Below are 23782 nucleotides of genomic sequence, written 5' to 3' on the forward strand. Positions count from 1 at the left end.
TGAAGAGTTTCTGATCCTGATGCCCGATACCACTCTGACTCAGGCACGGGGTTTCATTGAGCGCCTGCGCCGGCAGATCGAAACGACGCCTTTCCTGATCGCCCAGCACTCGCTCAGCATTACCATCAGCGCCGGTCTTGCCTCTTCGCATATTGAAGAACACGACAGCCATGAAGCCTTTGTCAGCCGCGCCGACATGGCGCTCTACGCAGCCAAGAAGGCCGGTCGCAATCAGGTCTGTACCGAAGCAGCCGAGGCGGATTAGGGCCGCCGGCAACTGAAAGGCGGAGCCTACCCATGACAGGCTGGAATCGACAATCAAGCCACGGGCTTCCATGCCCATGGTGTCCTTTCAGATCGACTACAAGCTCGCACATTCCGATTGGGCGGCGGCCCGAGATTGGTGACTGCGCTGAGCGATATTGACCAGATCCTCCAGTGTGAAGTGTCCTTCTTCCTTCGAGTGCAAGGTGGGCCTCCAATGGGGGGCATGGTTAACGAAACTCGCCCGATCCCCTTCCAGAAGACCAATTAGCACTTCAGCCACAATCTGGCCGCCCACCTCGCCCAGATGCTGGCCGGACTCGCGCACCTCGGCTTCGCGCAGGATGTAGTACCACAACGGTGCGGGTACCGGCAGGGGGGTCGGCAATCCGGGCACATGGCCCCAGAGTTCCTCCTGACTCAGCACATCGGCGCCCATGCAGGCGGCCACCGATTGCCCCGACGGCAGGGAGAAGGCAGCACCCCGTTTGAGATTACGGGTGGCCAGCGAACGTGCCTCATCCGGGATGCCAGGGGGTACCACCGAGTCCGGCAGAAAGAGCAACGACTCATTCAGCCGGGTGTTGATCAGACGACTGGGCTGCACATCCTGGCCATCTCCCAGAAAACTCGACCAGTCCACCGTGTGCTCCCTGGCAACAGGCACACCGCCCCGAAGATCGCTGAGCCCCTCGTCCCTCGGCGCATCGGCCTCGGTCGGGAACAGTCGCGCCCCACCCGCGGTAGCGTTGATGCGGTAGCCGGCCCGCACCTGGCTGTGCCCGAAGCGGAAGGCGGCCACGCTGAACTCCACCGGTATGTAGGGCTCTTCATCAAACCAATAGTAGCGTCGCCCGTGATCCAGGATTTCCTCCACCCGCGCCTGACCACAGATACGGGGCAGGTAGTCGTGCAGGACAATCCACTGATAGTGCCAACGCACGAGCCTCTGGGCCTCCTCGAAATCCCGGCCTGCCTCCCCGTCAAACACCTGGTTGTGGAATTTGGCAAAGGCCAGGTGCAGCTGCGAGACAATGAGATTCTCATCGTTTCGTGGGTCACCGATGATGGCAGTGCCACGGTGATTCCTGAGGAGGTCATGGTCGCCCTCGGCCGAGGTCAGGAACCGGCCCTCGCCATCATAGAGGTAGGGCTGGGCCGCCGGCCCTGCGCCGTACAGGGAATCCAGTTCCAGCATGGGGGTGCGGAAGTTACGCAATGCCTGGGGATCGTTCTGGGATTCCAGGCTGGAGGTGGGGTCGAAGGTGATGTCGTGGTCGACAAACTGACCGAAAAAGGTGAAGCCGGCAGGGATGCCGGGATTGTCGCCCTCATCCCCAAGATCATCTTTCATGGGGCCATCGGCGGCCCCCAGGGCATGGGGTTGTGCAGGTTGAGGGAGATGCGGCTCCTTGAGGGAGCGCAGATGAGGAAACATCCGGCCAAAACGACCGGGCTGGCCAAACACCCCCTTTTGAGGGCAATGGCCCCGAAGATATTCACCGTGCATGGGTGTACTCCTCATGAAGCTGCGACGTCATTTTGATGGGGCCGTAGCGACCTCCTTCTGTGGGTGACTAAAGGGGAAATCCATACTCTATTGCTTGGTTTATAGTCCTTGTTTCCAGAATGTCCAGTCGTATCCAATAGGTCTTACGGCACCCACCCTCCTCCTGGATGAGGAGGGCTGAGGTGTTCTGGTCGTCCCCTGGTTACAGCTGACATCCGCAACCAGCTCGGCTGTGGGTATTTGCCGCCGAGAAACGTCACCCGTCAAGAACCAGCCAGAACGTGCGAGAAATTCGGCAGCCAACCGCTCACTCATGGCCATACCCTCCACCTGTGTCGGATGATCGCCCTCATGAGCAAAAGCTCCGCACTGGTCTCGTCCACAGGATAAAGTAGCGTCACCCCCAAATCCGCCATTTGGTGGGTTGCGTGCCCTCTGGAACCGAAATTGGCTTGCTTGCGGTCCGGCGGCATACTATCGCTACAGAGGCATGCCCCCTTCCCTGCCATCCAGCGAGACCGCAAATGTATCTCAGCATCGTGGGTCTACTCGTCGGAGCCGTGTTCTTTGCCTTTTCGCTGACACCCTCCCTGTTGCCGCGCCCGTTCCTGATCCAGGGCGTGATCTCGGGGGTTTCGTTTGCGGCGGGTTATGGTCTGGGTGTCGCTGGTGTATGGCTCTGGAAGTACCTGGAATTGCCCACCCCGAGCAAGCGGACGGTCCGAATCGTCCAGGTCGTTGCCGGCCTGCTCTGCGTGCTGATCACGTTCAGCTTCATTTGGCAGGCAGCAGAGTGGCAGAACTCCATCCGCGCGCTGATGGGAATCGAAAAGCTCGCGGGTGTTCAGCCGGTGCTGTCGGGCGTCATCGCTGCAGGGGTGTTCGTGCTGATACTGGGTTTGGCTCGTCTGTTTCAGTGGGTCTTTCGCACCCTGGCCACCAGGCTGCACCGGCACGTCCCGCACCGCATATCCCAGATCATCAGCATCACTGCCGCCGTGTTGCTGTTCTGGACCGTGATCAACGGCGTACTGGTGAATTCAGCGCTGCGGGTCTTGGATCGCTCCTTCCAGCAGCTTGATGCACTGATCGACGCCGACCTGCCGCACCCCGTACACGCCTGGCAGACGGGCAGTGAGGAGTCGCTGATCGACTGGAAGGATCTGGGCCGTCAGGGGCGCAGTTTTGTTGCCGGCGGCCCCACCGCCGAGGAACTCAGCGACTTCTTCGCCACACCGGTACCGCCCCCGATTCGGGTGTACGTGGGTCTCAACTCAGCGGATACGCCGGAGCAACGGGCCCGTCTGGCGCTGGAAGAACTCAAGCGTGCGGGTGGCTTCGAGCGCTCCATACTGTTACTGGTGACACCCACCGGCACGGGCTGGGTGGATCCCTCGTCACAGAACACGGTGGAGTACCTGCACCGTGGCGATATCGCCACGGTCGTGGCGCAGTACTCCTACCTGAACAGCCCGCTCACCTTGCTGACCGACCAGGGCTACGGTGCGGAAAATGCACGTGCCCTGTTCACGAAGATCTATGACCACTGGCGCACCTTGCCGCCGGAATCGCGGCCTCGGCTCTTTCTGCGTGGCCTGAGCCTGGGTTCGCTCAACTCCGATCTCTCCTTCGACCTCTTCGACATCATCGATGATCCCTTCCACGGCGCGCTGTGGAGCGGACCGCCGTTTCGCAACGAGACCTGGCGCAGGGCGACCGCAGAGCGTGATCCAGGCTCCCCGGCCTGGCTGCCGGAGTTCCGAGGCGGATCAGTCGTGCGGTTCATGAATCAGGAACACAGGCTCGATCATGGCAAAGAAGAATGGGGACCGTTCCGAATCGCCTTTCTGCAGTATGCCAGCGACCCGATCACCTTCTTCAGCCCCGAGTCTGCCTGGAAGGAACCGGAATGGATGCGCGAGCCACGCGGTCCCGACGTCTCCCCGGATCTGCGCTGGTTTCCCATCGTCACCATGCTGCAACTGGCCGCCGACATGATGGTGGGCACCGCACCCAAGGGATTCGGGCACGAATATGCCCCGAGCGACTACATCCACGCCTGGCTGGCGCTGACCGAGCCCGAGGGCTGGAGCGAATCCGAGCTGGAACGCCTACACGCGCTGTTTGATTGATCATCAGAAACTCCCGAACAGCGTCCCCAACGTGATCAGCACAATCAGCGAGAGGAAGGGCGCCACCATCGCGGCCATCGCCAGATCGAAATAGGCCTGCCGGTGCGTGAGCCCGGTGATTGCGAGCAGGGTGATGACCGCGCCGTTGTGCGGCAGCGTGTCCAGTCCGCCGGTGGCCACTGCCGTGACACGATGCAGCAACTCCGGGTTGATCCCCTGGGCGTAAGCCATCTCCAGATAGGTATCGCCGAGGGTCGACAGCGCGATACTCATCCCCCCCGAGGCCGACCCGGTCATTCCCGCCAGCACGTTCACCGCAATCGCAAGCGAGATCAGCGGATTGTCGCCCCCGAGACCAACCACCGCATCACGAATCAGCACGAAGGCGCCCAGCGAGGCGATCACGGCACCAAAACCCACCAGGCTTGCGGTATTGAAGATCGGCAGCAGTGAGGCGTTGGCACCGTTGTCGACGGACTGCGTGAGCTTGGGCAACCGCTTCCAGTTCATGGCGATCACCACCAGCAGGGACAGCACCAGGGCCGCAACCACCGACCAGATCCCACGCACCTCCTCAATGCTGGTCTCACCGTACAGCGGCAGGGCCAGGAAGTCCGTATCCATGTTCGGGATGATCACGAAAGTGAACAACAGGTTGATCGCAATCACCAGCACCAGCGGCAGGACGGCGACGAATACCGGTGGCCGGCTCACCGGGGGGTCCGCCACCGGGAGCTCCATCAGGTCGAAACCCTCACCCGCCGAGCGTTCCCGCAAGTCCTTGTTCGGGACGAATTCCGCATCCGGGTGGTTCCCGTAGCCTTCCGAGGCCAGCTTGTGCGCGCGGTACTTGAGCCAGGACATGCCGAGGACGAACATCACCAGCGCCGTGATGATGCCCAGCCCCGGGGCCGCGAAGGGAGAGGTGCCGAAGAAAGGCATCGGGATGGCATTCTGGATGGCGGGCGTACCCGGCAGCGCAGTCATGGTGAAGGTGAAGGCACCCAAAGCGATGGTTGCGGGAATCAACCGTTTGGGGATGTCGGCCTGCCGGAACAGGGCCGCCGCAATCGGGTAAACCGCAAAGGCCACCACGAACAAGGACACCCCGCCGTAGGTCATGACGGCGCAGGACAGGACCACGGCCAGGATCGCCTGGCCACTGCCCAGCTTGGCGATGATGGCGTCGGCGAGGACCCGGGCGCAGCCCGAGTCCTCCATCAACTTGCCGAACACGGCGCCGAGAAGAAATACGGGGAAATACAGTGTGATGAAGCCACCGGCCGAACCCATGAAAATCTGTGTGTAACTCGCCAGCACCGGGCCGTCCATCGTTGCCACCACTGCGAAGGTGGCCAGCGCCGGCGCGAGGATCAGGAGGCTGACGCCCCGGTAGGCCAGGTACATCAGCAGGCCCAGTGCGATGACGATAACCAGGATCCCCATCATGGCTTCGGCTCCGTTGGCTGGTCGGATGACGCAGATGCGTCGAGGCTAGGTGGCGCAAAGCTGTCGGTAAAAAGGCCCTTCAGATCGAAGGTGGAACGCTTGCCCAGATCATCGAAATGGCGCTTGAGGAAGCCCTCGGCCCAAGCCTGGCCGCGTTCCTTGAGGTGCGTCAGGTAGTCCCATTCAGCGTTCATCTTGCTTGAGGCATCCAGATTCTTGAGCTCTTCGTGGGCATGGATCAGATGCAGGTAGATGTCGCGGTAACGCTCGGATTCGAGTCGCTCCACCTCTATCAACTGGTGCAGGAGCTCGATGGAGCGCAGTTCCTTGATCAGGCTGGCGTTGAAGGTAATCTCGTTGAGCCGGTTGATGATCTCGCGACCGGTGCGTGGCAGTTCCTCTCTTACCAGTGGATTGATCTGAACCACGATCAGATCGCGTGTGGCGCGATCCTCGACCAGCGGATAGAGCGCGGGATTCCCGATATAGCCACCGTCCCAATAAGCCTCACCGTCGATCTCCACGGCCTGGTACATGAAGGGCAAGCAGGCGGATGCCATCACCGCATCGACCGTGAGATTCGGCTGGGTGAAGGTGCGGCCGCGCCCGGTGCGCACATTGGTGGCGGTCACGAAGACCTTGAGGGCCTTGCAGTGGTTGACCCGTTCGAAATCCACCTGTGAAGCGACGAGTTCGCGCAGTGGATTAATGTTCAGAGGATTCAGTTCGTAGGGCGAGAACTGCCGGGTGAGCTGCTCGAAGAACAGGTAACCGGGCGAGTGATCCAGGCTATAGCGGTTGGTCATCCGGTCCCAGGCGGACCGCTGTATCGGAGAGAATCGTGCCGCATCGCTGACCGCCTTCCAGAACCCGGCAAGGGCCTCCCGCGCGCCCTCGCGCCCCCCCTGATCCAGGCCATCGGCCATGACCACCGCGTTCATGGCGCCCGCGCTGGTGCCGCTGATGGCGGCGATCTCGATTCGCTCATCCGCCAAGAGCCGGTCCAGCACCCCCCAGGTCAGTGCGCCGTGAGCGCCGCCTCCCTGCAAGGCGAGATCCACTGTCCTTACATCCTTCCCGGCCTTATTCATCCGAAGTCTCCCTTGGCCCCCATGTTCCGGCTAATACCGCAACATGGGGGCCATGTCTAGCGTCGAACACATAAAACTGGACCGGGTCGACACTCACCTGTGGTTCATGTCCCGGATGCATTGCTGAGCGATTCCTGCCCAGGGGCGGAAGAACCCTTTCGAAGGGCGATCGTACCGGGATAAAGGTGGTCAGATCCCTGGTGTTTTACCGCTGTATAACCGTGGCGCAGAACGGGCAATTTTGTGGATCAGGTGGCTACCATTGCGGCACCGGTTGTGCGACATTCCGGAAAGGGAAAAACCGCTCGGTGGGCCGAAGGAGTGTGCTGTGCGCTTGCGTTCGGTATGGTGGCGAATCGTCGGATTCACTCCGGCCCATGGCCAGGTCCCGGGCACCTCCCGGCGGGGCAGATGGGCTCTGGTTCCAGCGCTCGCGGCACTGGTCTTGCTTGCCGCCTGCGGAGGTCGACCCGAGGATGTGACGGGTCTGTCTCCGCGATTAGTGGATTCGGTACTGCTGGGGCCTGCCGAACTGCCGGCACGCCGACAGTTTCCCGGTGAGGTGCGCGCCGATCAGCGTGCCGAACTCGCCTTCATCGTCTCCGGGCCGCTGGTCGACCTCCCCATCCAGGAGGGGCAGTTCGTGGAGGCGGGAACACTGCTGGCCCGGATCGACCCCCGCGATTTCGTGAACGAGCGCGACGGGCGTCGGGCGGATCGGAACGAGGCCCGGTCCCGGTTCGACCGCATCGAGAGGGCCTTTGCAGCCGGGGTGGTGACGGCGGCGGAGCGGGACCAGTCCCGTGCGCGCTTCCAGGTAGCCGATGCCGAGCTGGCGCTGGCGCAAAAGCGCCTGGAGGATACCGAACTCCTGGCCCCGTTCCCGGGCCGCGTTGCCCGCCGCCTCGTCGAAAATTTCCAGACCGTGCAGGCCGGCGAGCCCGTGCTGCTACTCGAAGACATCAGTCGACTCGAGGTTCGAATCCAGCTACCGGAACTCGACGTGGTGCGGCTGCCCGCCGGCCGGTCCCTGCTCGGCACGGAGGTCGGCACGGTCAGCTTCGACGTGCTGCCGGGGCGACGGTTCCCGGTCTCGGTGAAGGAGTTGGAGACGCGCGCCGACCCCCGCACCAACACCTACCGTGTGGTCCTCAGTCTGCCCCCGCCGGAGGGGGCCAACATCCTCCCCGGCATGAGTGCGAGCTTCGTGCCCCATGACGCGGTGGTAGGGATCCGTTCCATGTACTTTCTCCCGGTGGAGGCGCTGCAGGCCACATCCGATCGCAGTGCCTTCGTCTGGCTGCTGGACCCTGAGCAGTCCACGGTGCAGCGAAGGTCCGTGCGGATCGGGGGCCTGAGCGGCCGTACGGTGCAGGTACTGGAGGGCCTGTCGGAGGGTGACCGGGTCGTCACCGCGGGTGCCGCCTATCTCGCCGACGGCGAGCAAGTGCGGATGAGGGACTGAGATGAACATCGCCGAGCTGTCGATCCACAAGAAGGTCATCGTCCTCTTCATCACCTTCCTGATCATCGGCGGCGGCATCTTCGCCTACGAGAACATGGGGCGGCTGGAGGATCCCGAGTTCACGATCAAGGTGGCCAAAGTCGTGACCCTGTATCCGGGGGCCAGCGCCGAGGAGGTCCAGCGCGAGGTGACGGACGTGCTGGAAACCGCGATCCAGCAGATGCCACAGCTGTGGCGCATCACCTCCCAGTCCACGGACGGGCTGTCCATCATCACCCCGGAGATCCAGCAGGCCTATACGGCCGCGGAGATGCCGCAGATCTGGGACGAACTCCGACGCAAGGTCGGCGACGCTCAGTCCCGCCTGCCGCCCGGGGTGCTCCCCTCCATCGTGAACGACAACTTCGGGGATGTCTTTGGCGTGTACCTGGCCATCACCGGGGAAGGCTACACCTACTCGGCGCTGAAGGATTACGCCGACCTGCTGCGCCGCGAGCTGCTGCAAGTCCCCGGTGTTGCGAGCGTCGCGCTCAACGGCGTTCAGCCCGAGCACATCTTCCTTGAGGTCTCACGCACCCGGATGGCCCAACTAGGCATCCCGCTGGAACTCGTGTACCGGACCATCGGCGAACAGAATACGGTGACCGACGCCGGACGGGTCGGCGTCGGAGGCAGTCGGATCGCGGTGCGGCCCACCGGCGAATTCGATTCCGTGGAGGCCATCTCCAATGTACTGATTCCGGACCCAACCGGCCAGGGGCGGCTGATCCGGGTACGCGACCTGGCGACGGTGACCCGCGGCTATCGGGATCCGCCCACGAGCCTGATGCGCTTCAACGGCAAGCCGGCGATCGGACTGGGAATCTCCACCGTCTCGGGCGGGAACGTGGTGGTGATGGGTGAACTGGTGGAACAGCGGCTCGCGGAGCTTGCGCCGCTGACCCCCGTCGGCATGGAGATCGGCGTGATCGCCTTCCAGGCCCACGCGGTGACCGAGGCGATCAACAACTTCATCGTCAGCCTCGCCCAGGCCGTGGCCATCGTCATCGTCGTGTTGCTGGTGTTCATGGGGCTGCGCTCCGGCCTCATCATCGGCGTGGTGCTCCTGGTGACCATCCTCGGCACGCTGGTCGTGATGTACGCGCTGGACATCACCCTGCAACGCATCTCCCTGGGTGCGCTGATCATCGCGCTGGGCATGCTGGTGGACAACGCCATCGTCGTCACGGACGGGATCCTGGTGCGTATTACCCGGGGCATGGACCGGATCAAGGCTGCAAAGGAAATCATCGCGCAGACGGCCATGCCCCTGCTCGGTGCCACCGGCATCGCGGTGCTGGCCTTCGTCCCGATCGGTTTCTCCGCCGACAACACCGGCGAGTACACCCGCTCCCTGTTCGTGGTGATGCTGGTTTCGCTGCTGCTGAGTTGGATCACGGCGCTGACCCTCACCCCGCTGCTCTGCCACATGTTCCTGAAACCGGAAAAGGTGTCCTCCGGAGGCGAGAGCCGGTTCTACCGAACCTATCGCAACTTCGTGATGCTCTGCATCCGGGTCCGTTACCTGACCCTGGCGGCGACGGTTGGTCTCCTCGTCCTGGCGATCATTGGCTTTGGCATGCTTCGAGAAGGGTTCTTCCCGCCATCGACCCAGCCCCAATTCATGGTCAATTACTACCTGCCGCAGGGAGCCGACATCCACGCCACCTCAGGGGACATGAAGGTCATCGAGGACTACCTGCTGTCCCGGGAAGAGGTGGTCGCCGTCTCCAGCTTCGTGGGCAGCGGCGCGCAGCGCTTCCAGTTGACCTACACGCCGGAGGACCCCAACCGCAGCTACGGCCAGCTGATTGTCGAGGTGGATGACCGGCGCAGGATCGATGACCTCACACTCGATGTCTACGACTTCATCCGGGACAATCTGCCGAACGGCGAGCCGGTCGTCAATCTGTTCCAGCTGGGGCCCGGCGGTACGTTCAAGGTCCGCGCGCGGTTCAGCGGCCCGGATCCGCAGGTCTTGCGCGACCTGGCGGCTCAGGCCGAGCAGATCATCGTCGACTCCGGACTGGCACAGATCGCGACCACGGACTGGCGTCAGCAGACGATGGTACTCGCGCCGCAGTTCTCCGAGGCGCAGGCACGGCGCACGGGCATCGACCGACCGCAGCTGGCGCGCGCCCTGCACCGCGCGACCGAGGGTACCACTGTCGGTTTCTATCGTGAGGGAGACGACCTGATTCCCATCATCTCCCGGGCCCCGGAGGACGAACGTCAAGACGTCGCCAGCCTCGGCGATGTGCAGATCTGGAGCCCGGTGGCCGAGCAGGCGATCCCACTGCGGCAGGTCGTCAGCGGTTTCGAGGTGGCGTGGGACAACCCGATCATCATGCGGCGCGATCGCGTGCGCACCATCGAAGTGCGGGCCGATGCCTTTCCGGGCGAGCTGGCCAGTACCCTGCTGGCGGCGGTCAAGCCCAAGATCGACGCGCTGGAACTCCCGCCAGACTACCGCCTGGAGTGGGGCGGCGAGTTCGAGGACTCGGCCCGTGCCCAGAGCTACATCGCTGCCGGCATCCCGGTGCCGCTGCTGCTGATGGTCCTGATCCTGGTGCTGCTGTTCAACAACCTGCGCCAGCCGCTGGCGATCATGCTCACCGTGCCACTCGCCGTGATCGGTGTCACCGTAGGGCTTCTCCTGGCCAACGAGCCGTTCGGCTTCATGGCGCTGCTGGGCTTCCTCGCACTGTCCGGCATGTTGATCAAGAACGCCATCGTGCTGATGGACGAGATCAATCTGGAACTGCGCGAAGGAAGGATCCCCCTGGATGCGGTGCTCAACGCCGGCGTCAGCCGCATCCGACCGGTGGTGATGGCCGCGGGCACCACGGTGCTGGGCATGCTGCCCCTGTTCCAGGATCCCTTCTTTGTCGGTATGGCGGTGACGATCATCGGCGGCCTCAGCTTTGCCACGGTACTCACGCTGGTCGTGGTGCCGGTACTGTACGCGACCCTGTACCGGGTGCCATCGCGCGCCGAGGACGAGTCCGCGGACCCCAGTCCCGCAGTGCCGGCGTCCTGAGGAGGGAAACATGAGAATGATCCTGCTGGTGTTGGTACTGCTGCACGTCGGTACGGCCCAGGCGCAGACCGCCGCCCGTACCATCCTGGATGAGACCGGGCGAGCACCGCTGGTGCAGACACTTGTGGTGGGGGTTGACGCGGAAATCCTGGAACTGCCGGGGCGAGTACAGGCGACCCGGCGTTCGGAACTGGCCTTTCCCGTGTCCGGGCTGCTGAGCGAACGGCCGGTGGTCGCCGGGCAACGGGTCGCAACCGGCGAACTGCTGGCCCAGCTCGATCCGCGCGACCTGAAAAATCGCGTCGCCCTGGAGGAGGCCCGGCTGGCGCTTGCCAAAGCGGATTTCCTGCGCTTTTCGAGACTGGCCGAGTCGCCCGTATCGCCGGTGACCCCGGCAGAAGTGGACCGGAAGCGGGCGGAGTTCGAGATCGCGACGCTGCGCACCGCGCAGGCGCGCAAGATCCTCGAGGACGCAACGCTCACAGCCCCCTTCGACGGCATCGTCGCCGCCACACTGATCGAAAACCACCAGAGGGTTCGGGCCGACCAGCCGGTGCTGCTGCTGGAGGCGTCCGATGCGCTGGAGGTGGTCGTCGACCTCCCCGAGCGGGTGCTGGGACGTTTGAGCGAACTGCCGCGCGATAGGCCTGTCGCCGAGGCCGTCTTCACCGCGGCCCCAGACCGGGCGTTTCCCGCCCGGGTCAGCGAGATCGCCACCCGAGCAGACGCCGTCACCCAGAGCTTCCGGGTGACCCTGGCGATCGACCGGCCCGAGGACATCAATCTGCTGCCCGGTATGACCGCGACCGTCTACGCGCGCCCCAACGTCTACCTCCGGCCCGTATTACGTGTTCCCCTGAGCGCGGTGGGCGAAACCGAGGCGGGTGATGCTTTCGTCTGGGTGGTCGACCCGGAGACCTACGCGATCGAGCGCCAGCCGGTGACCCTGGGCGAGGCCAGCCACAGCACGGTGGTCGTACTGGAGGGGCTGCACGGTGGCCAGAGGATCGTCTCCGCGGGTGTCGGCCGGCTACAGGCCGGCATGGTGATCAGCCCCTATCGCACCGGGATGTTGAGTCAATAACGCAGGGGAGATTCACATGCTTCGCGGTCTATCCGTACAACAGAAGCCTGTGATCTGGTCCCTGATGCAATTGGCGGGCGCCACGGTGGCCCAGCTGCCGGCACGTTTCGCGCGGCAGAGGTCCGGCGGCGCATGAGCGGTCCAGGGCCCATCGAGTTCGGATTGGTCGTGTTGATCATGGCCGCCGCCATCCGGGCGCATGTGGCGCAGGCCACTTTTGCGGCAGCCCTGGGCTTTATCGCCTACGGGCTGCTGCTGGGCTTGGTCTGGGTGCGCCTGGGCACAGTGGATGTGGCCTTGACCGCAGCAACGGTGGGCGTAATGACCGGCGTGCTGCTGCTCTCTGCCGCCGCGCGCATGCGTGCCGGCGAGCAGGCCGCGATCCTGGAACGCCCCGGCCCGGCCCTGCGTGGGCTGATCGCCGTGCTTTGCATCGCGGTTTCGGCGGCGATCGCGCTCGTGGTGCTGATGCCGGCCGATCCTGCGCCCACGCTGGCGCCGGCTGCCGCGGCCAACAACCTGCACGCCACGGGCCTGGGCAACCCGGTCACCGCGGTACTAATGGCCTACCGGGCAATCGACACGCTGCTGGTGAACGTCGTGCTGCTCATCGCGGTGGTGGCCGTCTGGTCCATGGCCCCGGATTCCCTGTGGGGCGGACGCCCCGGGCCGACACCCGTAAGGCAGGACAACGAGGCACTCACATTTCTTGCCCGGTTACTGCCGCCGATCGCAGTGGGGGTCGGCATCTACCTGCTGTGGAACGACATCAATGAGCCGGGCGGCGCCTTCCAGGGCGGCGCGATCCTCGCGGCGATATGGATCCTCGCACGCATGGCCGGCCTCGTTGATGCACCTGCGATCGGCCGCCTGTCCCTGCGGCTTGCCCTGGTGTCGGGCCCGGTCGTGTTTCTGACTGCCGGGTTCGCAGGCTTTGCACTCGCCGAAGGCTTCCTCGCCTACCCATCCGGCTGGGAAAGGCCGGTCATCATCGTGATCAACTCGGCCATGACGCTGACGGTGGCGGTGACGCTCGCCATGCTGCTGGAGGGGCCGCCCACGCGACCGCCCTCCCCGCCCCTGGCCGGCATGCCTACAGCGCAAGACGCGAAGCGGGGCGAACGGTGACACTGACCATCACCTCTCTGTATGGGTTGCTCGGCGCCGCGCTGGTGGGCCTGGGTCTCTACGGGCTTCTGGTGCAGCCCCATCCGCTGCGCAAGATCCTTGCATTCAACGTTATGGGTGGTGGCCTGTTCCTCGTGTTCGGCGTGGTCGTCCGTCGGGGTGCGGCAGCCGGGTTCCCCGCGGATCCGGTGCCCCAGGCCTTCGTGATCACCGCGATCATGATGGCCCTTGCGGGCACCGCGCTCGCCGTGGCGATCATGCTCCGGCTGTTCGCTGAGACCGGTCGGGTGACACTGCGGCCCGAGCCGCCCGCCTCCAGCGACGGCAAGGGCGGTGATTCATGAGTCCCGTGATGGCGGCACCCGAGGGTTTACTGCTGGTCCTTGCGATCTTCGGGCCGGTGCTCGGCATCCCGCTGTTGCTGATACTGGGGGGGCGGCAGGCGGAACGGATCGGGCTCGTGCTGCTTGCGCTCGGGCTCGGCGTCGCCATCGCCATTGCCACCACCGTGATTCGCCGCGGCGATGCACTGGAATATGTGCTGGGCGGGTGGGCGCCTCCCCTGGGTGTGCTGCTACGTGCCGACGGGCTCTCCATCGTGATGCTGGCCACCACCGCGGTCGTGATCGGCGCGGCCGGACTCTATGCCCGTTCCGATTTCGGCGTGCCACGTGGAATGCCTGAGACCCGGGCACCGCTGGTGTTCTGGACTCTGTTGCTGACGGTCTGGGCCGGACTCAACGCGGTCTTTCTTGCTTCGGACTTGTTCACCCTGTTCGTGGCACTGGAACTGCTCACCCTCGGTGCCGTCCCGCTGGTCAGTCTGAGCGGACGCGCGGAGGCCCTGACCGCCGCCCTGCGTTATCTCCTCTTCTCGCTGCTGGGCTCCGCCCTGTTCCTGCTGGGCGTGGCGCTGCTCTACGGGTCCTACGGCACGCTCGATATCGCCCTGCTCGCCGAGCGCGTCCGTGTCGAACCCGCGACCCAGTTGGCAGCCGCATTGATGACCGTGGGGCTGCTCACGAAGACCGCCCTGTTCCCGCTGCACATCTGGCTGCCCGCCGCCCATGCCGGTGCCCCGGCAGCCGCCAGCGCGTTGATCTCGGGGCTGGTGGTGAAGGGCTCCTTCGTACTCATCATCCGAGTGTGGGTGGATGCGCTACCCGGCGTGGCGACGCCGATGGCGGCCCAACTGCTCGCGGCCCTGGGGGCGGCTGCGATCCTGGTGGGAAGTGCGCTTGCACTGCGGCAGGCGCGACTGAAGATGCTGATCGCCTATTCAACGGTGGCGCAGGTGGGCTACCTGTTTCTGGCCTTCCCGCTGGCAAGTGCCACCCAACTCGGTACCGCGGCCTGGACGGGCGGGATACTGCAAGCCGTATCGCATGCGCTGGCCAAGGCCTCGATGTGTCTGGCGGCGGGTCTGATCACGAAGGCGATCGGACACGACCGCATTCTGGATATGGGGAGCATCGGGCGCGTAATGCCCACAACCGTGTTCGCCTTCGGGCTGGCCGGCTTCACGCTCATGGGCATGCCCCCAAGCGGCGGCTTCGTGGCCAAGTGGTTGTTGTTGCGGGCCGCCATTGAGGGCGCGCAGTGGTGGTGGGTCCTGGTCATCGTGTCGGGAGGACTGCTGACCGGCGGTTACCTGTTCCGCGTGCTTTCCCGTGCCCTGGCCCAGTCGGACGAGCCGCCGGGCCTGCGCTCCCCGCTGGACCGGCGCGGGGAACGGCTGGTGCTCGGCCTCGCGCTACTCTCGATCGGCGTCGGTCTGGTGCCGCTGGCCTCCCTGTCTATCGTCCACATCGGACGCGCCCTGTGAAGGGCCCGCTGCTCATCGCCACCTGGGCCGTCCCGCTTGCGATGCTGGCGGCCTGCCTGTCCCCGCGGGTTCGCACCCGCATGCTGGCGCTGCTCGGACTGGCTCCGCTGCCCGGCCTGGCCGCAGCCCTGCTGGCCCACGACGCCGCACCGCTGGTGCTGGACGATTCTCGCCTCAATCTGACCTTTTCGCTTGATCCCGTTGCAGCCGTGCTGCTCGGCGCCGCCTCGCTGCTCTGGATGATCGCGGGGATCTATGCGCGAAGCTACATGGGCCGGGATCCGAATGCCGGGCGTTTTGCCCAGTGGTGGCTGCTGACGCTGGGCGGCAGCCTCGGGGTATTCGTTGCAGGCGATCTGCTGACCTTCTACATCGCCTTTGCCCTCGTGAGTCTGGCTGCCTGGGGCCTGGTCGCGCACGACGATACCCGCGCGGCACGCCGGGCCGGCGTGCTTTACATCGGCCTCGCGGTCTTCGGGGAGGTTTGCCTGTTGCTCGCCTTCGCGCTGCTCGCCGCATATGCGCCGGGTTACAGCATTGCCATCCAGGACGTCGTCGCGGCACTGCCCGAAAACCCCGCCCGGCACTACATCGTCGCGCTGCTGATCACCGGCTTTGGTTTGAAGGCAGGCCTGCTGCCTCTGCACGTCTGGCTACCGATCGCACACCCAGCCGCCCCGATGCCGGCCTCGGCGGTTCTGAGCGGCGCGATCATCAAGGCGGGCGTGATCGGGTTGATTCTGTTCCTGCCTCTCGACCCGGGCCTGAGCGGCTGGGGCACGGCGCTGACCGTGATCGGGCTGCTGACCGCCTTCTACGCCGTGCTCGTGGGCATCACCCAGCAGAACCCGAAGACCGTGCTGGCCTACTCCAGCGTAAGCCAGATGGGCGGCGTGGCGGCGGTTCTCGGCATGGGTCTAGCGACGGGCAATGCCACGGCCGCCATGGCGGCCGCCTTCCTCGCCGCGCACCACGTGCTGGTGAAAGGGGCGCTGTTCCTTGCCATCGGCGTCGCCGCCCATTCGGGGGGGCGGCGCACCTGGACGCTGATGCTTCCCGCGGGGTTATTGGCGCTCGCGTTGGGCGGTTTGCCGCTCACGGGGGGCGCCCTGGCCAAACTCGCCGCCAAGACGCCGCTGGGGGACGGGCTCGTTGTGATCCTCGTCACCGTGGCGGCGGCAGGCAGTACCCTGTTGATGCTGCATTTCCTGTTCCGGCTCGCCGACACCCGCGCCGAGTCCCCGACTGCCAGGGCCAAGGCTGGTCTGCTGGTACCCTGGCTACTGATGGCCTTCCTGGCCGTGGCCCTGCCCTGGGCGTTGGCCACCACACTTGTGGGCGTTACCGTTGCGCAGAGTCTCACCTTAAAGGCGCTCTGGGTCGCCGCCTGGCCGGTGATGCTGGGTATCATCCTCGTACTCGCCCTGCGCCGTTTCGGTGGGGTCCTGCCGCGCGTGCCGGAGGGTGATATCGTGGTGTTGGGGAGCGGAACCGCACGCGCCGGCCGCGTCACCGTAAACCTGATCGAGCGGGTGGAACGGCGCCTGTGCGACTGGCCCACTGCGGGTGTGTCGCTGCTGGTGCTGACCATTCTTATCGGGGCGGCGCTCTTTGCAGGCCCCACACTGTTTAGAGGAGTCTGACGACAATGCGATACCTTCTGCTTGCCCTGTTCGCGATCACCGTTGCGGGTTGCCAACCCGACAAGACCACCAGTCTTCCTGCAGCGCCGTCCCCGGAGCAGGACCCCGCCCCGGTCATCGATATGCACACGAGCCGCGTTGCGCTGGATTGGGCGGGAATGTACGAGGGCCTTCTGGCCTGCGCAGACTGCGCCGGCATCCACACTCAACTGACACTCGAACCAGATGGCCGCTTTGAGATCGTTACAAGGCGACTTGTCCGTGCCGCAGAGCCATCGTCCGCACGAGGACAATTCGAATGGAAACCTGACGGCAACACCATTGTGCTCGATGCCGAAGGAGCCGGACAGCGCTACGCCGTAGGCGAGGGTCGTCTCCTGCTGCTCGAAACCGGGCAGACGCAGCCGGCTTGGGACAGGGCCGAGGCGACCCTCGCGCAGTCGCGGCCGGAATGGCGCAGTACCCGGCAGAATCTAGGCGACATTCTTGAGGACCATCGCTGGACACTCGCCCATGCGACCGACGCTGCCAATCAGCGCATCGACACCCTGCTCGTCGAGGCAGAACGATCATTTGCGTTCAACTTCGCCGGATCGCATCTGCACGTGCAAGGCGGCTGCAACGGATTTCGCGGTGCCTTCGCGACCGATGCCGACGGCATGCTCGAAGTGACGGGTACGATGGGCACGCTGATGGCCTGTGCAACGCCCTTGATGGAAGCCGATGCGACACTTTCGGCGCTGATGGCAGAGCCGCTGGAGACGGTCGTGGTTCGCGGCGTGCAACCCAGGCTGATTCTGCTCACGCCGGCTGGCGATGCGCTGGTGCTAACGGGAGAACTCACCCCGGAGGCTCGGTTCGGCGCCCCGACGACTGTCTTTCTCGAGGTTGCCCCGCAAGCGGTGGCGTGCGAGGCATCGATGCGGGGCGACGGCCTGTGCCTGCAGGTGCGAGAGCAAACCTTCGATGAGCGGGGACTGCGGGCTGGTACACCCTCCGAATGGCAGGCCTTCACCGCAGACATCGAGGGTTTTCAGCACGAACCCGGCATCCGCAACGTGTTGCGTGTCAAGCGCTTTGAACCCGCTGCCGGTTCAGAGATGCCGCACGGGCCGATCTACGTGCTGGACCTGGTGGTCGAGTCGGAGGTCGTGCCTCAATGACCCGTGTCGCGGGACAAATTGATGCGCCCGGTAGCGAAGCAATGGCCGGACCGGTTCCGGTGCAGCACGCTGCCGGCAGCGCGCTCACCCCCGTCACTGAGCAAGTGCAGGTTGGGATTGTGCTGTCGCTCCGGCACTCCATGGTAAAACCATATGCTGGCAGGAAGCCTGAGCCTGCGGCTTCATATTGAGGTTTATCAAGAGCGATTGCCGCGGGCGAGCATCCTACGGCGTTGAAGCCTATTATTTCTGGCCTGTAGTGCAGATTTCCCGGATTGTTACCAGGACGGCCCTTGATGTCGATCAAAGCAAAAATCTCCGCCGGTTTCGCGACCGTCGCTCTCATCACCCTTGCGCTGGGAGGCCTGGGCTACTGGGGGGCGGTCAAGAGTGAGTCCGCCATCAACGAGTTGGGGGCCTTGCGACTGCCCGCGGTGCAGACGGTACTGGAGATGCAAGTGGCGCTTGGCGAGGTGGTGAGCAGTTTTCGCACCCTCATGGATCAGACCGCCACGCAGGCGGTGCGGGCCGTACAGTACCAGACCATCGACAATGCCCGCACCGAATACCGTCAAGCGGTCGACCGCTATAACGCACTGCCCAAGAGCGCCGACGAGGCAGCGGCCTGGGAGGCTTTTCAGACCACCCTGCCCAACTGGCTGCAGGCCAACAATACCATCCTCAGCCTGCACCAAGAACTGGATGAGATGCGACGCACAGACCCTCAGGGAGACTTCACGACCCACTGGCGCCAGATTGCCGCGCTCACCATGGGGGACACCCTGCGCCATCAGGAAACCGCATTTCAAGCACTGGACCAGTTGGTGCAACTCAACATGGGAGCAGCGGCATCGGAGGTGGATAAGGGCCTCTCCCAGGCCCGGTGGCTGGAAGGCATCAGCCTGGCGGCCGTGATTGTCGGCGTACTGCTCGCCACCCTGCTGGGCATCTTGATCACACGGGGCATCACCGGACCGCTGAAACTGCTGGTGGACTCCGTGGAACGGGTACGCGGCACGGGTAATTTCAATGACCGGATCATCTACCACGGGAAGGATGAGATCGGCGCCGTGATCACCGCCTTCAACGCCCTGCTCGAATCCCAGCGACACGCCCTTGAAGAAGTCAACACGGCAGTTCACGCCCTGGCGACCGGTGACTTCGGGTCGCGAATCACAGGTCATTATGCTGGCGACCTGGACAGCCTCAAGAAAGGCTTTAATGCAAGCGCCGACACCATCCAGCTCACCATGGATGAACTGGCCAAGGTCATGCGAGCCTTGCGGGCCGGGGAATTCAGCGTGTCCATTGACCCCAATCGAGTGCAGGGCGAGTTCCGACGCATGCTGGAAAATGCCTCGACCGGGATGCATTCGCTGGATGACAGTACACAGGGCATCGTCAGCGTCATGGAGCAGGTGGCGGCCGGGGTGTTTCGACACCGAATCGAGGCCGAAGCCGCCGGACAGATGCTCAAACTCAAGCACATGGTCAACGACTCCGTGAGCGCCCTGGAAGAGGCGGTCCACGAGATCCAGACGGTCATGATCGCCCAGGCCCGTGGCGACCTGAGCCTGCGGGTCGAAGGCCGCTATGCCGGTGACCTGGCGATATTGGCAACATCGGCCAACAACACCGCAGAAAAACTGTCCGACATCATCCATCAGATCAACGAATCAGTGCTCAGCGTCAGCACGGGCGCCGGCCAGATCTCGACGGGAAATACCAACCTATCGCAGCGGACCGAGGAACAGGCCGCCAGCCTGGAAGAAACCGCCACCAGCCTGGAGCAGATGACAAGCACCGTCCGGCAGAACGCCGACAACGCCCGTCTGGCCAGTCAACAGGCCAATCAGGCCAACACGGTGGCGGAAACAGGAGGACGTAAAGTTAGACAAGCCATTGAAAACATGCGCGAACTGACAGCAAGCTCGGAAAAGATGACCAGCATCATCAGCGTCATCGACGGCATCGCCTTCCAGACCAACATCCTGGCACTCAATGCTGCCGTTGAAGCTGCACGGGCGGGTGAGCAGGGACGAGGCTTCGCGGTTGTCGCCAGTGAGGTCCGCACCTTGGCACAGCGCTCTTCAGCCGCTGCAAAGGAGATCCAGTCGCTGATCAGGGAAGATATCGGCATCGTTGAAAACGGCACTCGACTGGTGCATGAAACCGGCGCATCCATGGAGGAAATCATACTGGCGATCAAACGTGTCAGCGACATCATCGCAGAAATCGCGGCGGCATCGAATGAACAAAGCCAGGGCATTGAACAGATCAACCAAGCGGTGTCGCAGATGGATGACGTCACCCAGCAGAACGCCGCCCTGGTGGAAGAAGCTGCCGCGGCGGCAGAATCCCTGGAGGATCAGGCGGAACAGCTGGCCGCCGCCGTTGCCGTGTTCCGCCTCAGAAACGCACGGCAGGAACCTGGCGGTCTTTCCCGACTCTCCGGATAAAGAACCATCTAAGTTCGAATTTCCAATTCGGTGAATGGCGCGGGTCCGCGACGCCGGATCTTCTCTGCGTACATGGCCTTGTCCGCTCGATGCAGCAAGGCTTCGACATCCTCATCGGGTTCCCAGACCACCGCGCCGATACTGGGTCCCTTATAGTCGATGCCTGCACCCTCCAAGTCGAATGCCCCCATCAGGGCAAGGCCGATGCGGTCGGCAAATTGCCTCGCCTGAAGTGGGGGTTCCGTGCCGTCACCGGATCCCGTGGTCACCGCCAGGACGACGAACTCATCGCCTCCATAGCGGGCCGCAAAGTCCCCCTCTCGCAACGCTGCGCTCAGACGACGGCCAAACTGTGCCAGAAAATAATCCCCGCTACGGTGCCCATAGCGATCATTGATCTGTTTGAAACCATCCAGGTCGATGAACAACACAACCACGGACTCACCCAGTCGGGCGGCCTGCGACACCAGGCGCTGGGCCGTCTCGAACAGATAGCGGCGATTGGGCAGGCCCGTCAGGGGATCGTTCAGCGCAAAACGGGTCAGTTCACGATTGGCAGCCTGGAGTTGTTCGTAGTCCCGTAGCCGAATGGCCAGCAGGGAAAGATAATTGGACAGGGCGATCAATAGCTGACCATCACCACCGCCCAGAGCCACCGATTCATCAGCCAAAATCAGGATGCCGCCTTCCAGGTCGCTGTGCGTCGCCGCAGTAAGCACACCCACGCCCCCCCTGACGCCCAGACCCAACTTGCCCCGCAACTCGTCAATCACCTCCCCTTGCCGGTTTTCGTCCAGCAAGGGGGGATTGTCTCGGGAGTGCATGTGTTGCACCGACTCGCCCAACGCTTCCAACACAGCCCTGATAAGTTGTTCCTGAACGTCCCGCTCCCGACCCTCTTCAACCACAGGGCGGCCCGCCTGCATACGAAAACAGACGATGTACCGCCAAACCGGAATATCCTCCAGGCGTTTGGCCACCTGTTTCAGGGTCTGATGAAGGTCGCGGGCTTCAAGACACAGGTTGCCGATCTCTGATGCGATGGCCATCTTGTGTACCAGCGCCTCGGCTCGCTCCGCCCGATCGGTGGCTGTATCAAGATTGATCTCTCGCAGCAGCTGTGCGGAGATGACTTCGGCAAACATGCCGACGATGGCCATGGCCTCGGGAGCCACCTCCACCGGCCGGCAACTGGCACCGCAGAGAGTGCCCTGAACCGCGCCGTCGGCACCACGGATGGGAAAAGTAAGGTAGGTCTTCACGCCCAAGGCGGTGCTGGCCGGGGAGTCCGGCCAACGATCATCCACATCGTTGACCAACAGGCGCTCATCCGCCAGAACACGGCTGCAGAGGGTGTCTTCCCAGGGGCTCGACATACCTGCAACGATCTGCAGTTCATCGGTATTATGGGCGAAGAGCACCGTCTGAGTGCCCATGGAAATTCGGGTGAGGAACACCGACTCCAGGCCGGTGACCCGCTGCAGGATGCCCAGCAGGGGCTGTATGGTTGCCGCCACACGCGGCGCCCTGGCGGCCCCGGCGGCGAATTGTTGGATCTCTTGCAGCCACATTCCGTAAGTATATGTCTTCAGTCCGGGAAGTAGAAATCGCAGCCGCAGGGGCGGGAGGTGTCGCAAGCCCCATCAGCCTGACAGGCTCCTGGCCGACCTGATGGCCAACCGGAATGATCCTGCCTGTGGACGACCCATGGCGACGACCGCCCCTTCCGCGCCCTCCTCCATGGGCACCGATGCGCCGCCTGACGGATCTGTCTGCCGGGCGATCAAGAGACCGATTCGACAGACCCGCTCCAGCACCAGAGGCGATGCATTGGGTACCGGCCGCCCGTGATAACCGGGCACGAAGTCCCGGACAGGCAGCCGGACCTGCGTCCAGACACCCGCCGGTGGTTGAAACACGGTCTGATAGCTGATGCCGTCGAACTGTTCATCCATCCGCAACGACAGCTTGTAGGCCTTGCCGTCGCCGCACACCTCAAGGACAAGGGCATCGGTTCCAGGTGCAAATCCCGGAAACAGATCGCTACGCACCGAGGCAAAACCGCCCCCCTGCTCCAGGGACATCACCCCTTCAAACACCGCAAAGCCCGCCGGATCATAGCGCAGGCAACTGCGCGAAACCCCACCCATCACCCGGTCATCAACAGGCTGCCAGGTTTCGACTACGGCCGGATCCGAAAAATCCATGACGTTTTCTCCCAAGGGCATGAGTCCTGTCTCGGGACAAGAATCCCCATGCCGGTTTCGCACTGACCAACAAATTATGCACCTGAACGATCAACTCAGGGATGTTTATGAATACGCCATCCCCGCAAAAGCGGGAACCCGCGCGAAGCTCCAAGCCCAGATCAGTTCAGAACCCGTCGTTCCCGCGAAAGCGGGAACCCAGAAACAGACTCAAGCCCTAGAATCCACTTTCGCGGGAGCATCGGCCCAAATGACCGGAACCACCCGCCAGCAGGCCCCCGACCAGTCTGGGGGGCTATACTGCCCATCTCGCCCATCAAAGACCGACTGTCATGCAAAAAGATCAACCGATACCCGACACCCACCGCTTCAGCGAAACGGAACGCACAGCCATCTACCGCAACATCCTGTGCCGACGGGACGTACGGGGACAGTTCCTCCCCGACCCGATACCCGACGACATGCTGGCCCGCATCCTCACCGCCGCCCACTTCGCCCCCTCGGTGGGTTTCATGCAACCATGGAGTTTCGTGGTGGTCAAGGATCCGGAGGTGAAACGCCGGGCCCACGAAGCCTTCAGCCTCGCCAACGAAGAAGCGGCGGAGATGTTCGAGGGTGAGCGTCGCCAGATCTACCGCAGCCTGCGACTGGAAGGCATCCTGGATGCCCCCATCAACCTGTGCATCACCTGCGACCGGGATCGCGCCGGCCCCGTCGTGATCGGCCGTACCCACGACCATCGCATGGATCTCTACAGTGTCGTCTGCGCCGTGCAGAACCTGTGGCTGGCCGCCCGCAGTGAAGGGCTGGGCGTGGGCTGGGTCAGCATTTTCCGGCCCGAGGACATCAAACGGGTACTCAGCCTTCCCGAGGACATCGTGCCCGTGGCCTACCTCTGCATCGGGCGCGTCAGTCACTTCCACGACAAACCGGAACTGGAAACCGCCGGCTGGCGCCCCAGACTGCCGCTGGAACAACTGATCCACATGAACGGCTGGGGCCAGCCCCCCGCCGCCGACGACCCGCTGGTGGAGGCCATCCAGGCTTGCCAGAGCAAGGCCGATCAGTCGGACCTCCCTCTTTGAGGAAGCCAGCGACGTGCCGTCATATGGGTAAGCCCCGCGACGAACATGCCGCACCCTGCACCCCAGCCGAGTAACGCCGGCTCCAGCACCGCGACGAGCGCGCCCAGGGCGGCACCGAGAGGTACGACGGTCAGCCATCCCCCCGACGGTGAAGGCCCGAACCTCCGGCAACGAGAGAGACCCACGTGTCTCAACGGT

17 protein-coding genes are annotated in these 23782 nt (G+C 63.9%); 12 read left to right on the forward strand and 5 right to left on the reverse strand.

The window, feature by feature from the left end; translation table 11 throughout:
- On the forward strand, window positions 1-265 hold a 265-nt coding region (locus LQ952_RS10835), incomplete at its 5' end, for a diguanylate cyclase (RefSeq protein WP_238622658.1).
- Window positions 266-361: 96 nt separating this feature from the next.
- Here the strand turns inward: LQ952_RS10835 and LQ952_RS10840 are convergent.
- Entirely contained in the window at window positions 362-1618 is a 1257-nt protein-coding gene (locus LQ952_RS10840) for a peroxidase family protein (protein ID WP_238622659.1), read from the reverse strand.
- A 680-nt stretch (window positions 1619-2298) separates the two neighbouring features.
- Here LQ952_RS10840 and LQ952_RS10845 point away from each other — a divergent pair.
- On the forward strand, window positions 2299-3906 hold the full coding sequence (locus tag LQ952_RS10845) for an alpha/beta hydrolase (protein WP_238622660.1): 1608 nt from the start codon (window positions 2299-2301) through the stop codon (window positions 3904-3906).
- Window positions 3907-3909: 3 nt separating this feature from the next.
- Here LQ952_RS10845 and LQ952_RS10850 read toward each other — a convergent pair whose 3' ends face one another.
- Window positions 3910-5355, reverse strand: coding sequence for a GntP family permease (locus LQ952_RS10850; RefSeq protein WP_238622661.1), 1446 nt, complete (start codon window positions 5353-5355; stop codon window positions 3910-3912).
- Window positions 5352-6446: a patatin-like phospholipase family protein gene (locus LQ952_RS10855; RefSeq protein ID WP_238622662.1), complete on the reverse strand. Its 1095-nt coding sequence runs from the start codon at window positions 6444-6446 to the stop codon at window positions 5352-5354. The genes LQ952_RS10850 and LQ952_RS10855 overlap by 4 nt, the downstream gene beginning before the upstream one ends.
- A 478-nt stretch (window positions 6447-6924) precedes the next feature.
- On the opposite strand from LQ952_RS10855, the gene LQ952_RS10860 reads away from it, so the two are divergent.
- The 9 genes from LQ952_RS10860 (at window position 6925) to LQ952_RS15900 (ending at window position 20292) form a co-directional block, all read left to right on the forward strand.
- Complete coding sequence (locus tag LQ952_RS10860) at window positions 6925-7911, forward strand: efflux RND transporter periplasmic adaptor subunit (RefSeq protein ID WP_238622663.1); 987 nt, start codon at window positions 6925-6927, stop codon at window positions 7909-7911.
- Between the two features lies 1 nt (window position 7912).
- Window positions 7913-10990 (forward strand): efflux RND transporter permease subunit, encoded by a 3078-nt coding sequence (locus LQ952_RS10865; protein ID WP_238622664.1) that lies wholly within the window; start codon window positions 7913-7915, stop codon window positions 10988-10990.
- Window positions 10991-11000: 10 nt separating this feature from the next.
- On the forward strand, window positions 11001-12074 hold the full coding sequence (locus tag LQ952_RS10870; RefSeq protein ID WP_238622665.1) for an efflux RND transporter periplasmic adaptor subunit: 1074 nt from the start codon (window positions 11001-11003) through the stop codon (window positions 12072-12074).
- Window positions 12075-12251: 177 nt separating this feature from the next.
- Window positions 12252-13202 (forward strand): MnhB domain-containing protein, encoded by a 951-nt coding sequence (locus LQ952_RS10875; protein ID WP_238622673.1) that lies wholly within the window; start codon window positions 12252-12254, stop codon window positions 13200-13202.
- Window positions 13199-13546, forward strand: coding sequence for an NADH-quinone oxidoreductase subunit K (locus tag LQ952_RS10880; RefSeq protein ID WP_238622666.1), 348 nt, complete (start codon window positions 13199-13201; stop codon window positions 13544-13546). The genes LQ952_RS10875 and LQ952_RS10880 overlap by 4 nt, the downstream gene beginning before the upstream one ends.
- Window positions 13547-13554: 8 nt before the next feature.
- On the forward strand, window positions 13555-15027 hold the full coding sequence (locus LQ952_RS10885) for a complex I subunit 5 family protein (protein ID WP_238622667.1): 1473 nt from the start codon (window positions 13555-13557) through the stop codon (window positions 15025-15027).
- Complete coding sequence (locus LQ952_RS10890; protein WP_238622668.1) at window positions 15024-16670, forward strand: complex I subunit 5 family protein; 1647 nt, start codon at window positions 15024-15026, stop codon at window positions 16668-16670. The genes LQ952_RS10885 and LQ952_RS10890 overlap by 4 nt, the downstream gene beginning before the upstream one ends.
- 5 nt (window positions 16671-16675) lie before the next feature.
- Window positions 16676-17833 carry a copper resistance protein NlpE N-terminal domain-containing protein gene (locus LQ952_RS10895; RefSeq protein WP_238622669.1) on the forward strand — a complete coding sequence of 386 codons (1158 nt, stop codon included), beginning with the start codon at window positions 16676-16678 and terminating at the stop codon, window positions 17831-17833.
- Window positions 17834-18129: 296 nt separating this feature from the next.
- Window positions 18130-20292 (forward strand): methyl-accepting chemotaxis protein, encoded by a 2163-nt coding sequence (locus LQ952_RS15900; RefSeq protein WP_274521999.1) that lies wholly within the window; start codon window positions 18130-18132, stop codon window positions 20290-20292.
- Window positions 20293-20300: 8 nt separating this feature from the next.
- On the opposite strand, the gene LQ952_RS15985 is transcribed toward LQ952_RS15900, so the two are convergent.
- Both LQ952_RS15985 and LQ952_RS10915 read right to left on the reverse strand, forming a co-directional pair.
- Complete coding sequence (locus LQ952_RS15985; protein WP_238622670.1) at window positions 20301-21809, reverse strand: GGDEF domain-containing protein; 1509 nt, start codon at window positions 21807-21809, stop codon at window positions 20301-20303.
- A gap of 126 nt (window positions 21810-21935) precedes the next feature.
- The gene (locus tag LQ952_RS10915; protein WP_238622671.1) at window positions 21936-22499 is read right to left on the reverse strand and encodes a CIA30 family protein; all 564 of its coding nucleotides are present in this window, start codon (window positions 22497-22499) and stop codon (window positions 21936-21938) included.
- Between the two features lie 332 nt (window positions 22500-22831).
- Between LQ952_RS10915 and bluB the strand changes: the two genes are divergently transcribed.
- Entirely contained in the window at window positions 22832-23584 is a 753-nt protein-coding gene (gene bluB, locus LQ952_RS10920) for a 5,6-dimethylbenzimidazole synthase (RefSeq protein WP_238622672.1), read from the forward strand.
- Window positions 23585-23782 lie beyond the last annotated feature (198 nt).

It is taken from the genome of Ectothiorhodospira lacustris (assembly GCF_022227785.1).
Lineage (GTDB): Bacteria > Pseudomonadota > Gammaproteobacteria > Ectothiorhodospirales > Ectothiorhodospiraceae > Ectothiorhodospira > Ectothiorhodospira lacustris.